The sequence below is a fragment of the Parabacteroides sp. CT06 genome (assembly GCF_002257605.1).
Lineage (GTDB): Bacteria > Bacteroidota > Bacteroidia > Bacteroidales > Tannerellaceae > Parabacteroides > Parabacteroides distasonis.
This window is the reverse complement of the sequence record NZ_CP022754.1, coordinates 475,438-491,549: the sequence shown is the minus strand read 5'-3', so window position 1 is coordinate 491,549 and position 16,112 is coordinate 475,438. Positions and strand designations below refer to the sequence as shown.

The window sequence follows — 16,112 nt, the reverse complement described above, 5'->3', positions numbered from 1 at the left end:
AATATTATTATATTTTAGGTTTGAAAATATTATACTATAAACGCAATTTGATTTTTAATAAACTTCTGTCAACTCATCACCTCCTTTCTTTTGAAGCAATCTTTCTTCCTGCAAATAGCACATCCATAAGGCTTTTTCTCTATATTTCCACCAATACCAACAAGAGCACTAACCGATTTTATAGGGAGCATCAAACAAGAGTCCGTTAATGAGATCCCACAAAAGCCATCAGGCAACATCGAAAAAAACATTCGTTGCTCCGCCACATCCCAACCGCAATAACCGGGGCTGTAAGAATTACTTACCTTCAAATTTATCTCTGCCATCATATGGGTTAAAAAAGAAAGCCCCCAAGTAACGATAGCCTCAACGATAACAGAACCTAAAGCATCTGCAACAAAAGCCTCCATTACATCTCCTCCTGATCTTTTAACTTCAATCCATTCATCTAGCTCTTTCCCTACAGACGCAGTGATTATGGCAAAAAATTCACTATCACGTAAGCAATTGACTATAATTACATCTGGAGAAAGAATATTTTCATTCAATTTCAATGTACGTCTATCTACTCGTTCCCCTTGTACAAAGCGATAACCAAAACGAGGACTACATACATCCAAAGCCTCTCGTTTTAAGTTTTCAACAAAAACGGACATATAATCATCCGGCCCTGAGGCACCAAAACCTAAATATCGGTATAGCTCATTATTTTCTATCTCTAGAATCTCAATTGAACAATCCACCTCTTTCGCATTTATAAAACCAGAAATCCAGTCTATCGGACAATCGATTAGAGATTTGTCCCACCAAATAGAAATAAATCCGTTATTTCTATCCGTACAAGATCCAAAAACCGTCTCAAAATGGACTTTTCCATTTACATAATCAATTTTGCCCCATTGGCCGTTACTTTCCAAGACAAAGCCTTTAGCTCTTACTATTCCATTGGGAAAGCGTTTATTTATCCGGTTAAACAACCTCTCATAAAAAGAAATACTCAAAAAGGAATAGACTGAAATAGTCCATATCTCATAATTAGGTCCTAAAACTTTAGAATAAGCAGGGATGTAGTTATTCACACCATAACAACAACTCTTACTTAAAATAAATCCCCAATCAACTTCGTTTAATAAGTGATAATCTTGCACTATCTCCAGCCGAGGCTGAATCATCAAAAGATCATTTATAACGCTCCGTATTTTAGCCTCCTCCGCTTCCGAAGTCTTTGTTAGTAAGATAACCGAAGATAAATAGAACTGCCTCCGATAAAAATCAAAATTCAACTTTTTCAAGAATGCATACATATGGACATCTACCAAAGAAATAATACCATCTATCCTAATATCCGGAATCCGTACTAAATCCTCTAAAGAAGCAAGACCGGAAGGTTCTATTAACAAGATATCCGGTCGGACAGATATTTCTATTTCTTTTATAGCTATAGGTAACTCTTGACGAAGCGTACAACATATACAACCTGAGTTCAAGTCTTTTACTTGATAATTCTTACTTCTCAATAATACACTATCCACAGACTCAGTCCCTGACTCATTTTCAATGACAACCACCTTCTTTCCACTCAAATAAGAGGATAAAAGATAATTAATCAACGTAGTTTTACCGCTACCAAGAAATCCCCATATTATATAGATATTCATGTCCATAGTTTTATCCTATAATAAATTCCGTCTAATCATCGAATACAAATCCTCCTTTTCCAATTGGCTCAATCTCTGGTAAGCACAATCTTGCTTATGCGTATTCGATTTTTCGACAATTATTATTTCCGCATCCGAATTCATCGCTATATTATGCCAAGTACCCGCCGGGATATTATACGTTACGCCAAGTTTCATCCTTTCACAATAAAGGCTTATCGTATCTTTTTGAGGTTTTGCTTCTATCAATATGGCATCTCCTTTAAATAGAATAAAAACCTCATCTGTTTCACGATGCACTTCTATTTGTTCTATTTCATCAAATCCATGTCCCGGTAAATAATTCAGCTGAGCCACTTGCCATCCCTCTCGTACGAGAAAAGGATTATACCCCTCTCCGCTATGAAAATAAGTTTCAATCATACATTCCTCGATTAAAATCAGCCAAAGCCTTGTAAAACATCTCTATATTCTCAAAAGGCACTTCGGGAGGAGTATCACAGCCTGAAGACAACACAAAGTTCGGATAGTTGGCTGTACGCAATAACAAATCCTTCGTCGCACCATACAAAACCCGAGAAGAAGCCATTTTAAACATAGATACCGGATCTATATTTCCCATGACTAATACATCTTTGGGACATTGGTCCAAAGCTAAGAGCATATCGATCCCATTCCCGAAATGATATCCATAAGCCCCTGTAGCAACCATCGCTTTTGTACATTGTCCGCTATTACCACAATTATGTAAGAATATAGAGAAAGATTCATCTTGTACCTCACTTACAATCTCTCGAACATAAGTAGAAGAAAATTCCAAACAGGCCTCATTCGATAACAAACCCGCCGCAGGTTCCGCCATCAAAATCCCATTCGCTCCCGCACTTTTCAACGCAACGCAGTAATTTTTAATAAATTCAGTACACTTCGATAATAACAATTTTATACAATCAGGTTCGATATACATAGCCATCATAATCTCAGACATATCATATAATCTACCAGCTAACGAATAAGGCCCTATACAGCCAGCGACAACCGGTTTTGATGTATCCTCCGCTATCAATCGATTAGCTTTAATATACTCCTGTACTCTTCCATTCTCCAATGAAGGAATTTGCAATTTCTCCACTTCCTCCAAATTCGAGACTAATCGACCAATAACACTAGGAACTTCATTTTTAGAATAATGAATCTCTGCCCCAAAAGCTTCTGCTTCTACCGTCAAATCCATGATCACGCTAGAAGCTGCTGAAGGATATTTTTCTGCTAATAATTTCACGGCCCGAGCATGTATCTCCCCATTTGTTACCGCATCATACACAGTATGCCCCAATAACTCAATCCCCGAATGAGTCATGACAGGAATAGCGATCCGCTTTTCCGAGCCAAGTATAGAGGCTATCCATTCTTTCATATTTATTTTCATATCCAGACTTTTTTACGCAATACATAATAACTCTTTTGCTTTGATCACTGCCGCATTAGCATTTCCACTGTAACCATCAGCCCCAATTTGATTCGCAAACAATTCATTTACGGGAGCACCACCAACCATCACTTTTACTTGATCACGAAGCCCTTCTTTCTCTAAAGCATCCATGACGACTTTCATATAGCTCATTGTCGTCGTCAATAGGGCAGAAAGGCAAAGAATATCCGGTTTTTCTATTTTAACCGTTTCAACAAACTTATCTGCCGAAATATTCACGCCCATATTAACCACCTCAAAACCACATCCCTCAAACATAGATGCCACTAAGTTTTTCCCGATATCATGTAAATCCCCAAATACCGTTCCTATAACAATTTTCCCTATCGTATCAGTCTTCTCTCCTTTCAGATGAGATTTCAATAGTTCCAACGACCCTTTCATCGCACGAGCGGCCATCAACAATTCCGGCACATATGCTTGTTAACGCTGAAAACGATCTCCAATCTCTTCCATAGCCTTAATCATATAGTTATTAATGATCAATTGAATATCCAAATCTTCTTTCAGAATTTGTTCGGTAACCTCCACCGCAGACTCTAATTTACCGGCAACGATCGAGTCAAATAATTTATTTAAATCAGCCATACCTCCATTATTTATTTTGTAAACGTAATATCTCCTCATACGAGCCATATTTACGGGCCGCCGCAATAAATGCCTTAAAATTCTCGGGAGGTGTATTCCTGCCCATCGCACAGCCGGAACTAACGATATGGCTTCTGCCTTGTGTAGCCTCGATCAAATCCCTTACGGCAGCATCAACATCTATAGGTGTACCTATCACTAAAGGAAAACTAGGATCGACATTTCCCATCAAGACTATGTTTTCCGGGACTAACCTACGAGCCTCTTTAATATCAAGCATCCAATCTACCTCCAAAATCCTTGCCCCTGTAGTCCCCATATCTTGTATTATGCCATTTGTATTTCCACAAATATGAATAGAAAAAGGAATCCCATAGTCTTGAACATCTTTTGCCAACTTTCTTTCTGGTTCCAAGGCAAATTCACGATACATATCAGGTGAAATCAGATTAGGTCCAGCAAAAGCATCCCCAATAGAAGTAGCATGCGCTCCCGCATCTTTCTGTGCTTTAGCGAAAACCGCACTAATTTTACGACAATATTCTAAGACATCATTGATTAGTCGCTTATCTTCCGTTAATAAATCCATCATGAATTGAGTAGTACCTCGCAGTAAACATGCGATACTAAAAGGGCCTTGATCCGCACGCCCCATTACAAAAACACGATCGCCGATAGCATCAACCAAAGTACGTGTAGCTTCTAGCCACTCGCATAGGCGACCGGATCTTAATGGGTCTGGTATAGGCATATCATAAACATCACGTAAGTCTTTTAATACCGGACATCCCTCATCAACCGTAGCAGGTTCATCCTCTCTAAATATTACTTTCGCCCCAACAGCTTCCGCTATCGTAGCATCATCAAAATCAATCACACATCCATCATATCCATATTTTTCTTGAGATATGATATGCGCTTGAGCCATCTTGCGTCCATTCCTATTCACGTCCCCGATCTTCATTCCAGCTGTTTCCACAGCGAACATAAAACTTTGGGGAATAACAGGAAGCATATCCGGAATATCTCCGTTTAAAACAGCCATACAACGCTGTAAAGAAGTCATTTCTTTCATAAGCCACTAATTTATAGATTAAATAATCATTTCATTTTCAATGATACACAAAATATATACACCAAAGCGAATAGAGGAACGAACAAGCTGAATAGTTGATTACTAGCATCCGCAATAATCCCCATAAACAAAGGTAAAATAGCGCCTCCCGCCACTCCCATAATCATCAACGCAGAAATCTCATTTGCCTTTGAAGGTTCCGATTGAATAGCCATAGAGAATACGATCGGAAATACATTCGCACAAAACAGACCTACCCCAAATAATGAAATCAAGATAATCATTCCATCAGATGATATCATAAATATTGTAAACACGAACAATGCCGCAATCATATTTACAACCAAGAAACGACGAGAAGAGTATCTAGCCAAAAGGATAGATCCGACAAAAGTTCCGATCATACGAGCTGAGAAATACAAACTACATCCCAATCCACCTTGCTCGATCGGCATATTACAACGTTCCAACAAATATTTTGGGACAGCGGTCATCAATCCTATCTCAAATCCCACGATTAATAAGATCACGGAAAAAGCCAATATCAATTTTGTATTCTTAAGCAACCCCCAAATTTGATTACTGACATGGCTTCCGTGATTTTCTTTATGTTCTGCAATAGGTGTCCCTACCAGCCATAACCATGAAATGCCGGTAGTAACAGCATATACAAGAAATATCAAATGCCAATTTCCCCATAGTCCGGCAGCAACACCTGCGATCACCGGCCCTAACGTAGATGATATAGCCTTAATAAACTGCCCTAATGTCAACATACTGGTCACTTTATCTTTCGATACAACATCTAATAGAAGCGGATTCAACGAGACTTGTAAAATCGTATTCCCGATGCCTAGTAAAGCGAATGCCATCAATACCGACACGAATGAATAGTAAATAAATGGTAACAACATCGCAATTCCCGTAATCAAAGCACTCAGCAATACAGTCTTCTTCCGCCCTATATGCCCCATTAACAGACCTGTCGGTAAAGAGCATACGGCAAACCATAAAAAGACCATCATCGGGAGTAAATTCGCTAACGTATCGTTTAGACCAAAATCATTTTTCACGTAACTCGTAGATATACCAACCACATCCACAAAGCCCATGACAAAAAAGGCAAACAATACAGGTAATAATTTCCGTACAGACTTATTTTCAACACATATTTCCATGGTATCTCCCTATTTATAAAACCAACTTAAATGTTTCAATAGAATGGTGCCCCAACTTTAAAGAAATCGTTCTACCCTTTACAGGAAGTACTTCCTCTTCATCCTCTATTAAATTAGTCCTTATGACTTGCTTAGCCTCAAAGGGTAAAGATACTTGAATCTCTTTATCCTTCCCTTCCATTTCTGTTAAGCGAATAATTAGATTATTATCATTATCCGCCTTTTTGATCAGAGACATAGCAACTAATGGATCTGATATCGACAAGAAGCTATGCCTTGGTTCCAATGCTCCACCCTTATTATCTTTTTTAACTATATAAAACGGATGATTATTCCCGATTCCAAACATATACCCATTTATCCATCCTTCTTTATGCGTCGAAATAGAAAAATGAAACTGGTGTGTGCCTGTTTGATGATACCAGTTACCTTCTCCATGGCAACTTTTATGGGAAGACAATAAGATCCCCTGTAAAACTGGGTATATCGCTTGTTCACGAGACGGATCTATCCAATCCGCCACCGCTACGCAAGAAGACATCGTAAGCCCGAAACCATTTCCATTAGCAGATATAAAATTCTGTATCTCCCTTGGATGTGAATCCGCCGGATGATGCACATACGGTCCTCCCCAAGCCCAGCCCCCCGGTTGGCTATTCAACTCGTCTTTATACACTTGAGCTACCCCCATAGGAACCTCATAATTAATTGTACGTTCCCTCATCATATTTATAGGAAAGGCAATCCGGTATTGACGATTATGCTCTCCATCAAAATCACGTAATTCGATATCAAAATCAATTTGCTTTTTAGTATGTAAAAATGTTATGGTCTGCACGATCGTCGCATGTTTTGTCGGTTGGATATTCTCAAAACGGGTATAAAGCGCACCTGTTTCGACCACCCGCCATTGAGAATCAAAAGAACTAAGAGGCGTGATATCGCCGGAAGTCAAATCCGTAATACGAGTGAATTCTCCCGCTCCATTCCCTGTATATCCTAACTCTAGAACATCTCCGCACGCAAACTTCGAGGTATGTATAACATCCTTCCCTAAAATTTTATCATATAGGGAAACAATACCCCCATTTCCCAATACCGCTCTATAATACAGATTCTCAAAACTATTATTAGATATCAGAATCTCATCATTTTCAGACTTGAACTTTTTCCCCTCTTTTATTTCATAAGAACGGTATCCCATCGGAGGGACATCTTGAGCGACAAACGTTACATAATGTTTATCCCCGTCCGATCGAATCTGTGAAGGTATAATCCGACCGTTGTCATCTTTCACTAGAGCTTGATCTTTTGAAATCTCCACTTCAACTTGCCTATCTCGCTTCCAAGTAAGATCATTAAAAACCATCCGACTGTTAACAGGAGCATTCACATTCTCTACAATATCATTTAAAGAGGAATGAAGTAATGTGTGCCCTAGATCTCGTGCGACTTCCAAGCTATCCTCAAAAATAGCATCAGTTATTTCACCATTCTTTCCTCCTAGCCCATGATCCGGGTAAATGGAGGCCATCCATGCCCGGTCAAACTCTTCTCGAGGATATATACTTAAACGACCATCTATCAATGCAGAAAAAGTTGAAAAAGATTCCGCTGCCGGTAACAATACTCCCGCTTGGCGTTTATAGGTAGTCGCCTCATAATGAGCCGGACCATGGATATATAACCACAAATCCGGACGTTCTCCCTCTATCCGTTCAAATCGTGTATCCGCACCTCTAACTTCCTCGAAATATTCTTCTGCCGTAGAACACTCTAATCGTGGAAGAGGTATATCTGATTCAGACGCTATCAAATTCCATTCATCAATTACTTTCTGATAATCTACCGGTTTCGTCGCATCACAACTCATTAATATCGCATAGTGGGGAGGAATACCATGCTCTTTAAAGTAATCACTCCAGATTTGCGAACGATGGTGTAGTTTATGAAAGGCTGTCACCCCATCCTTATCAAAAAATTTCCATACCAAAGAGGCCCAACCATAATTACCGGGTGTAAAAGTTAGTACTTTCGATCCATCAGGACTATACCAATCATATAACCCCTCTCCCATTCTACTAACAAATAAATTAGGAATTCCACTCTTTGCCAAAATCTGAGGCATTTGCCAAGTACGCCCCGGCACATCCATATTATTTGCTACTCGGTCATCACAGCCCGGTAAATTCTCACGAATCCACTTCCTCCCATAATAAGCTTGACGAACCAGTTGCTCGCCACTCGATAATCCCTCATAAGGTTGATTGTATGTAGCTCCCCAACCAAAGCGTCCTTCTCCATATAGCTCAATCAACTCCCCTTTTTTATCGGGATACTCTTCCAAGAACTCCATCAAGTTAAGAGTCTGTTCCATCTCAAACTTAAAAGATTTATTCTCTTTCATCAAACTTAGAGCTGGAAGAATAATACCCTCAATACGGTCCTTACGACAAAAGTCGGGAGTATCCATCCAAGCGATATCTTGATGCGAGGATTGAATAATATGTATAGTACCTTTTTGGAAATATCCCCAATCTGAAGGAATAATCGGACGATAGATTTGGTCTACAAGCACAGTCTTATTTGAAACCACCTTCAGACGGCCCTCTTCTCCAATCATAGGTAACCAGATCAATAAACTGTCCGGACTATCCGTAAATTGTACATCCAACGCACGTCCATCCATATTCGCATTCAAACTTGATTGTTTCTTAGCGATATAATCTTGCTTGATATAAGATAAGATTTCAAATCTTCCTTCCTTATTTTCATAATGTATCGGTTCAACCGGATTAATAATCGCAGTCTCACGTTGTGCCATTACTTCAAAAGACAGGCAAACCATACTAAGCAAAAAGATTTTTTGTTTCATAGAGTATTATATTTAGTAGAGAACACAGATTAACATAGTTAAACCATATACATATCTAAACATATAAATATTTATAGTATATTTTTATTTAACCGGTTTAACAACGGCAAATATAAGGATTCATCCCAAACAAAAAACACAATTCATGTATTTTAATATAAATTAGAATACACAAACAGTATAAAGAAAGCTATTTAGCAGAATACTAAGGGATAAATTGGTTATTTACAACCACCCCTTTATGTGAGAAGTTTTTGTCTCTTATATTTTCCAAAAGGATTTGTATAGCTTGGATCCCCATTTGCTCGATAGGCATTCGAGATATGCTCATTTCCGGAGAAAGGATATCTAGAGCTGTAGTCTCATGAAAACAACCCATATTAAAACGAGTATGGTAATCTATCTTATTACTAATAAAATAACGTATGGACTCCAAAGCAAGATAGTGTGTAGAAAAGAAGAAACCATCCACATCAGGCACCTCCTCAAACAGACAATCTAGTTTATCTACGATATCTGTCTTATAATTCTGCCTATCAACAAAGATCTCAAGTGACATATCATTATCCACGTCTAAATCCCTTAAAGCCTTGCGATATCCATCTATACGTTGTTTCATCACATAAAGATGTACATCAGTCGTAATCAAAGCAATCTTACGTGATCCTTTTTTAATCAAATGATAAGTTAAATCATAGCAACATTGGCAATTATTGACTATCACATAATTAGTATCTACATTTGGAAAATATCGATCCACCAAAACGAATGGCAACGAATCTTTCAATAATAGATTAACACCCTTTCGAGATACTTTAGTCGGAGCTATAACAATCCCATCCACTTGTTTGGATCGAAGCATCTTTACAAGCTCATATTCTTTATCCCCGTCGCCTTCCGAACTACAGACAATCAATACATATTTATTCCGGGCAGCCTCAGACTCGATTGCTTGAACCAACTGAGCATAAAATGTATCACCAATAAAGGGAATAATCAAGCCTATTGTATTCGTTGTTCCTAGAGACAGACTCCTAGCCAATAGATTTGGACGATAATTCACCGATTCTGCATAATCCTTCACGCGCTTAATCGTCGTATCACTAAATCCCTTGGCCGGTCCTTGCCCTGATAAAATCCAAGATACGGTGGCCTTAGACAAATTCAAAGCTTGTGCTATATCTTTTATTGAAACCTTCATTGATTCTGTGAATAATAGGTGAGTCAAAGATACCCTCTTTTTTTTAATGAAAGAACAATAACCTATCAAACAACTTTTTTTAACCTTTAACTATCTATCCCTACTAATTCAAAATAATCCTGTATCTTTGTATCAAGAAACGATTTATCATGGCAGGCTTATACATCCACGTTCCTTTTTGCGCCAAGCGGTGTTTATACTGTGACTTTTTTTCCAATACGGAGATGAAGTATAAAGAGCCGTATATAAACGCACTTATAAAAGAGATGGAATTGCGGAAGGGATATATAGGAAACGAAGCATTAGAAACCATTTACTTCGGGGGAGGCACCCCCTCTCAATTAGACGAGAAGGATTTTGGCAAGATATTCGAGGCCATCTATCGTCATTTTGATGTAGCCGAGCAAGCGGAGATTACCTTAGAGGCGAATCCGGATGACATGAAACGAGAATATGTATCGCTTCTCCGTAATTATCCTTTTAACCGGGTCAGTATGGGTGTACAGAGTTTTCATCCGGAAGATTTGCGTTTTCTGAATCGTCGCCATGACCGGGAACAAGCGATTAAAGCAGTAGAACTATGCAAGGAATATGGGATTACAAATATCAGTATCGATTTGATCTACGGACTCCCCAACCAAACGCAGCAAGCATGGGAAGAGAATTTGCGACAAGCGATCCGGTTGGATGTTCCCCATCTTTCCGCCTACCACCTCATTTACGAGGAAGGTACCGCACTTTACAAATTGCTGGAAGCGGGAAAAGTGACCCCCATAAACGAGGAGTTAAGCGTCTCGTTCTTTTCCACATTAATAGATCGGTTGGCAGAAGCAGGCTATTTGCATTACGAGATATCTAATTTCGCCCGTCCCGGGTTCTTCTCCAAGCACAATAGCTCCTACTGGACCGGAAAGAAATATCTAGGCCTCGGTCCTTCCGCCCATTCTTATAACGGGATAGACCGGGAATGGAATCCATCTTCTCTACCTATATATATAGAAGGTATAGAAAATGGGCATCCGACAATAGAATCCGAGGATTTAGACCTATGCACCCGGTACAACGACTTCATCATCACCGGCCTTCGAACCATGTGGGGAGTCTCTTTCGCTGATATCCAGACAAAATTTGGCAGGAAGCTCCTTTCTTATTGTCAAAAGCAAGCTCAACCCCATATCAACCAAGGTCTCTTATTACAAACCGGTGACAAATTGATTTTATCCAAGTCAGGAATCTTCGTTTCCGACGGAATCATGAGTGATCTACTTTGGGTATAAAAATTAACAAAACCACCACTTTCTCCAACAAACCTGTTAGTTAAAAGTACATTTCCTGCACATTTTCACGATTTTTGAGAAATAAAACGACGCATATTAAAAAACTATTACATATATTTGCAGCATCAAAAACAGCAAACAGTGCCATATTTGTATATAATATCAGGTTGCAACGGAGCAGGAAAAACAACAGCTTCCTTCACGATTTTACCAGAAATGCTAAAATGTAGGGAGTTTGTTAACTCAGACGAGATAGCCAAGGGACTTTCCCCTTTTAATGCAGACAGTATAGCCGTCGCCGTTGAAGCTAGTCGTATTATGTATAAGCGGATAAAGGAACTCATCGGTGCTGATGAGACTTTCGCAATGGAAACTACGCTGGCCACCCGTTCAGTCGCAAACCTGATACGGGAAGCACAAAGGGAAGGTTATTATGTTACATTGCTTTACTTCTGGCTGAATACGCCGGATCTAGCCGTGGAACGTGTAAAAATGAGGGTAGCCGCCGGAGGTCACAATATTCCGGAAGCAACGATACGGCGTCGGTATGAGGCCGGTATCCACAATTTATTTGAGCTATACCTTCCTATTAGTGACTATTGGATGATAACTGATAATTCGATGTCTCCCATGGAAGTGATCGCCAAGGGATTCAAGAATGATAAAAGGGAAGTGTATAATCTAGATATTTTTACAAAACTTGAACATCATGAATGAGCAAGAAGTTAGAGAATTCGAAGAGAATATAGTAAAAGGTGCAAATATAGCTTTTCAGCGTTTGGTGAATCAGAAGAAGAAGGAAGACGGAGAGTTGGTATTCTCTCGTAACGGTCATATCTTCAGAGTCAAAGCTGTTGATCTTGACAAGATTTATTAAGTTATAGATATACATATACAAAAAGAGGAGACGTATCTTTCAGGGATATGTCTCCTCTTTTTGGCTTTATAGAAAAAGGAACTTAGGTTCATGGGCGAAGTATGTTAACATACTTCGGCATTTCAGTTAACATACTTCGCCCACGAAGTTAACTTACTTCTCTATCTTGAGAATTCCATCTCGTTCAATAAATAACCGGCTCCGGCATATTTATCGATTACGAATAGGACATAACGGATATCTACGATAATACTGCGTTGATAATCGGGCAGATATTGGATATCCCCTCCTACTCCTTCCCAGTTACGGTCGAAATTGATACCGATTAACTCTCCTTGTCCATTCAATACCGGACTACCGGAGTTCCCTCCCGTTGTATGGGTCGTAGCACAGAAGGCAACCGGCATTTTACCGTTAGGCATCTTATAAGGGCCAAAGTCTCCTGCTTGATATAATTCCTTCAAACGAGCAGAAACCACAAATTCCCAATTCGTAGAATCCTCCTTCTCCATGACGCCGTCTAAAGTGGTTTGATGACCATAATAATCGCAATCACGAGGACTGTAACCTTTCACCTGCCCATAAGTCAGACGAAGCGTAGAGTTCGCGTCCGGAAAACTAGCCAAGTCTCCATACATCGCTAAAAGTCCTTTCACATACGCACGATGGGCGATCGCATATCCGGCATCAAAATCAGCCAAAGCCTTATCTAACGCCTTTTTCTCATCCTTTACGGATTGCGCGAACAGAATCATCGGATCTTCTCTCAAAGTTTTGACAGACGGGTGCTCCTTGAACGCATTAAAGTTCTTCTCGCTACCATAGATCGATTTATCAAACAGATAATCTACGAATTTATCCACATCCCCCTTAAACTTGCTATCGATTACGGAAAAATAAGCCGGCTGCGACTTCGGAGCGACCAAACGCCTATATTCCTTTAACATGACTTTCGCTATCTTCTTATCAACCATCGGCGCATAATCCTTATCAGCAAAACGGTGGAAAGCCCTCTCCAATTGAGTGACCTGTTTTTGCTGCTCGGAACGATCTTTCCCCTCCAAAGCCTCACAAACAGTCTCGATATCGGTCGGAACTTTGGAGAACTCGATGCCACGGCTCAATGCCTCATCCAACATCCAACTACGGAAACGCAAATCCTTACGATCATTAACGATCTGCTCCAATGTCAGAAGCGCTTCCGGATAAGCAGGCTCACACATCTTCTTCGACCAAGCGATCAAACGATCCTGCTCATCGTTTTTCACCTGCTCAAAATTACGTTTGTTGATCGCCCAGTTACTACCGATCGCATTCTTATAAGCGTTCGTAGAACCTGCATACTTACTAGCGTATTGAATCCGAACTTGCGGATCTTTCAACATTTCTTCCAGCATCGCCTCTTGACGGAGATTACGGATATTAATACGTACCGCATTATCTATATCCCGACGTTCAGCTACCTCCCATGAGGTATAGTATTTATTGGTACGGCCGGGGAACCCCATGATCATGGCATAATCGTTCTCCTCCACACCTTTTAAAGAAAGCTTTAGCCAACGTTTCGGACGAAGCGGGACATTGGTTTCCGAATAAGGTGCCGGATTTCCGTTCGCGTCGGCATACACACGGAAAAGAGAGAAGTCTCCGGTATGGCGAGGCCACATCCAGTTATCCGTATCCGCCCCGAACTTACCGATAGAGGAAGGGGGAGCACCGACTAAACGGACATCCGAATAGATCTTCTTGGTAAACATATAGTACTTATTACCTCCATAAAAAGCCTTGATCTCGACTTCCGTACCGGGGTTATCCTGTAAGAACTTCTCACCTACTTTCGCTTTAGCGAGGCCATTCAAGTACTTAGCGGACAAGAATTCCATGCTGTTCGGATCCGTGATCTTTTTCAGTTCCGTCCTCACATAATCCGTCACGTCGTCGATCTTATCGATAAAAGTAACCGTCAATCCCGGATTCGGAAGCTCCTTATCACGAGACATCGCCCAAAAGCCGTCCGTCAGATAATCATGTTCCAAGGTACTATGCCGTTGGATGCTACTATAACCACAATGATGATTCGTCAGCACCAACCCGTCCGGAGAGATCATCTCGCCCGTACAACCACCGCCAAAACGAACCACGGCGTCTTTCAAGGAAGGAGCCTCGGCGCTATACACTTCCTGATCGCTTAATCGCAGACCAAGGGCCTGCATCTCCGCAAACTTTTGTTGCTTCAATAAAGGGAGCAGCCACATGCCCTCATCGGCCAAGACCGGAAACGCCAATATAGCGGCCGCTACAGATAAAAAGAGTTTCTTCATGTATTTGAACTATTAAAAGGATGTTTTGTCAACATTGAATTATAATAACGGCGATCTCCACTTACCTCCTTACCAAGCCAAGCCGGTTTCTCAAAAGGCTCGTCCTCAGACGATAACTCGATCTCCGCAAGGATCAACCCTTCATTCGCTCCGTGGAAAACATCGACTTCCCACGTATGGCTGCCTCTGGGAACCAGATAACGAACCTTGTCGATCGCACCCGGCTCGCAAAGTTCCAACAACCGCTCGGCATCCACCAGAGGAATCTTTTGTTCGAACTCATAACGGCTCAAGCCTTTCTCATCCGAAGCGCCTTTGATCGTTAGGAATCCCTCCTCTCCCCGGATACGAATACGAACCGTACGTCCGGGCTGTGAGCAAATATATCCCTGCACGATACGGGTGGAGCTAACAGCCTCCGGTAAGAAATCACCGGAGACCAAGAATTTCCGTTCTATCTCAATGGCCATGTTTCGAGGTATCAGCCTTAATCGTTACCATCGTCGCACCAAAGCCATATTCGCGGAAAGAAGCGTCTTGAAAATAATGTTGCTTATAATGGGTCTTCAAATCCTTCTCGATCGCCTTACGCAGTACACCATCGCCTTTTCCATGGATAAAGACAATCTTCTGTCCGTTATTAAGAGCGTACTGATCCATCACCTCACGGAATTTTCCCAACTGGTACGTCAGCATATCCGCATTGCTCAATCCATTCGTATTATCCAACAATTCGGTTATATGCAAATCGATCTCAAGGATAGCGCTATTCGTCGGCTTCTTTTTCACGATTTGCCGGGGAACCCTACGTTCCTCACGAACCTTTTGCTGCATAGCTTCCTTCAACTCCGCCGCAGAGACCAATAGTTCTCTCTCGGGCAAGTCATTGCGGATAATCGGATAAATCAAGGCATCCTCCTCAAAGAAATCATTCTCCATAAAGCAGTGAAGCTTGTAGAACTTAACCGTATCCAAGCGCAACTCTACAGATACGGCGTTTTTCAACGAATAGGGTTTATCCTTCTTGAAAGCGATCAGTTGCACGCAGATCCTTTCCAGATCATTCAACTCCGGCTTACCGAACTCCTCTAGGAATATTTTCGTATTCGGCTCAATAATCCCGTTATAACGACTTGTCCAGCTATTATTCGTTCGGTTCATATAATTGAAGAACAAATAGTAATTGCTATCATTCACGAAATACGTCTCATAGCCACATTGCTGAAACGCCTTCGGATCGACCGGGAGATAAGCCAGATACACATTCAGACGCTCTCCCTCCGGTGTCTCCTCGACCTTTTCCTCTTTGGGTTCAGGCTTCTTTGGGGAAGGAGTCTCTACCGGAGCCTGTACTTTCGGGCGATTCGAGCTATGCACTTGCATATCATTGCCCCCAACCACGACACATTCCTTGATCAAGGCAGGAACCTCAAACCCATCCTCATCCTCAACCAACACTTGGTCCTTTCCACGGAATCCACGTACGACTCCACCTCCCACACTATTCAGGAAGCGAACTTTATCACCTATTTGAATACTCATATTCTATACCTTATTATATTATGCGCAC

The 16,112-nt window shown here is 40.8% G+C and carries 13 protein-coding genes and 1 pseudogene; 3 read left to right on the top strand and 11 right to left on the bottom strand.

All coding sequences use genetic code 11. The features are described from left to right. Positions 1–68: 68 nt before the first annotated feature. The 8 genes and pseudogenes from CI960_RS01980 to CI960_RS01945 form a co-directional block, all read right to left on the bottom strand. The gene (locus tag CI960_RS01980) at positions 69–1,658 is read right to left on the bottom strand and encodes a GTP-binding protein (protein ID WP_005858844.1); all 1,590 of its coding nucleotides are present in this window, start codon (positions 1,656–1,658) and stop codon (positions 69–71) included. 15 nt (positions 1,659–1,673) lie between these two features. Beyond that, complete coding sequence (locus CI960_RS01975; protein ID WP_005858846.1) at positions 1,674–2,081, bottom strand: hypothetical protein; 408 nt, start codon at positions 2,079–2,081, stop codon at positions 1,674–1,676. Further along, a complete protein-coding gene (locus tag CI960_RS01970) occupies positions 2,074–3,087 on the bottom strand; it encodes a methylcobamide--CoM methyltransferase (RefSeq protein WP_005858848.1) in 1,014 nt (337 codons plus the stop codon). Before CI960_RS01970 ends, CI960_RS01975 begins: the two co-directional genes overlap by 8 nt. A 12-nt stretch (positions 3,088–3,099) precedes the next feature. Then, positions 3,100–3,729 (bottom strand): annotated as a pseudogene (locus tag CI960_RS01965) (corrinoid protein); the annotation flags it as partial. A gap of 16 nt (positions 3,730–3,745) precedes the next feature. Then, positions 3,746–4,813: a uroporphyrinogen decarboxylase family protein gene (locus CI960_RS01960; RefSeq protein ID WP_005858852.1), complete on the bottom strand. Its 1,068-nt coding sequence runs from the start codon at positions 4,811–4,813 to the stop codon at positions 3,746–3,748. Positions 4,814–4,839: 26 nt separating this feature from the next. After that, positions 4,840–5,991, bottom strand: a complete 1,152-nt coding sequence (locus tag CI960_RS01955; RefSeq protein WP_005858854.1) for a sugar MFS transporter — start codon at positions 5,989–5,991, stop codon at positions 4,840–4,842. Between the two features lie 13 nt (positions 5,992–6,004). After that, complete coding sequence (locus CI960_RS01950; protein WP_094582182.1) at positions 6,005–8,866, bottom strand: glycosyl hydrolase-related protein; 2,862 nt, start codon at positions 8,864–8,866, stop codon at positions 6,005–6,007. 205 nt (positions 8,867–9,071) lie between these two features. Continuing rightward, positions 9,072–10,067: a LacI family DNA-binding transcriptional regulator gene (locus CI960_RS01945; RefSeq protein WP_036629075.1), complete on the bottom strand. Its 996-nt coding sequence runs from the start codon at positions 10,065–10,067 to the stop codon at positions 9,072–9,074. 149 nt (positions 10,068–10,216) lie between these two features. On the opposite strand from CI960_RS01945, the gene hemW reads away from it, so the two are divergent. The 3 genes from hemW to CI960_RS23295 all read left to right on the top strand — a co-directional run bounded on the left by hemW (position 10,217) and on the right by CI960_RS23295 (position 12,221). Beyond that, entirely contained in the window at positions 10,217–11,344 is a 1,128-nt protein-coding gene (gene hemW / locus CI960_RS01940; RefSeq protein ID WP_005858860.1) for a radical SAM family heme chaperone HemW, read from the top strand. 141 nt (positions 11,345–11,485) lie between these two features. Next, positions 11,486–12,061, top strand: a complete 576-nt coding sequence (locus CI960_RS01935) for a zeta toxin family protein (protein ID WP_232520554.1) — start codon at positions 11,486–11,488, stop codon at positions 12,059–12,061. Continuing rightward, the gene (locus CI960_RS23295; RefSeq protein WP_005858864.1) at positions 12,054–12,221 is read left to right on the top strand and encodes a hypothetical protein; all 168 of its coding nucleotides are present in this window, start codon (positions 12,054–12,056) and stop codon (positions 12,219–12,221) included. The genes CI960_RS01935 and CI960_RS23295 overlap by 8 nt, the downstream gene beginning before the upstream one ends. A 161-nt stretch (positions 12,222–12,382) precedes the next feature. On the opposite strand, the gene CI960_RS01930 is transcribed toward CI960_RS23295, so the two are convergent. The 3 genes from CI960_RS01930 to CI960_RS01920 are packed head-to-tail and all read right to left on the bottom strand — an operon-like array spanning position 12,383 to position 16,084. Next, entirely contained in the window at positions 12,383–14,542 is a 2,160-nt protein-coding gene (locus CI960_RS01930) for a S46 family peptidase (protein WP_005858866.1), read from the bottom strand. Continuing rightward, a complete protein-coding gene (locus CI960_RS01925; RefSeq protein ID WP_005858868.1) occupies positions 14,539–15,012 on the bottom strand; it encodes a CYTH domain-containing protein in 474 nt (157 codons plus the stop codon). The genes CI960_RS01930 and CI960_RS01925 overlap by 4 nt, the downstream gene beginning before the upstream one ends. After that, complete coding sequence (locus CI960_RS01920) at positions 15,002–16,084, bottom strand: DUF2027 domain-containing protein (protein ID WP_005858870.1); 1,083 nt, start codon at positions 16,082–16,084, stop codon at positions 15,002–15,004. The genes CI960_RS01925 and CI960_RS01920 overlap by 11 nt, the downstream gene beginning before the upstream one ends. Positions 16,085–16,112 lie beyond the last annotated feature (28 nt).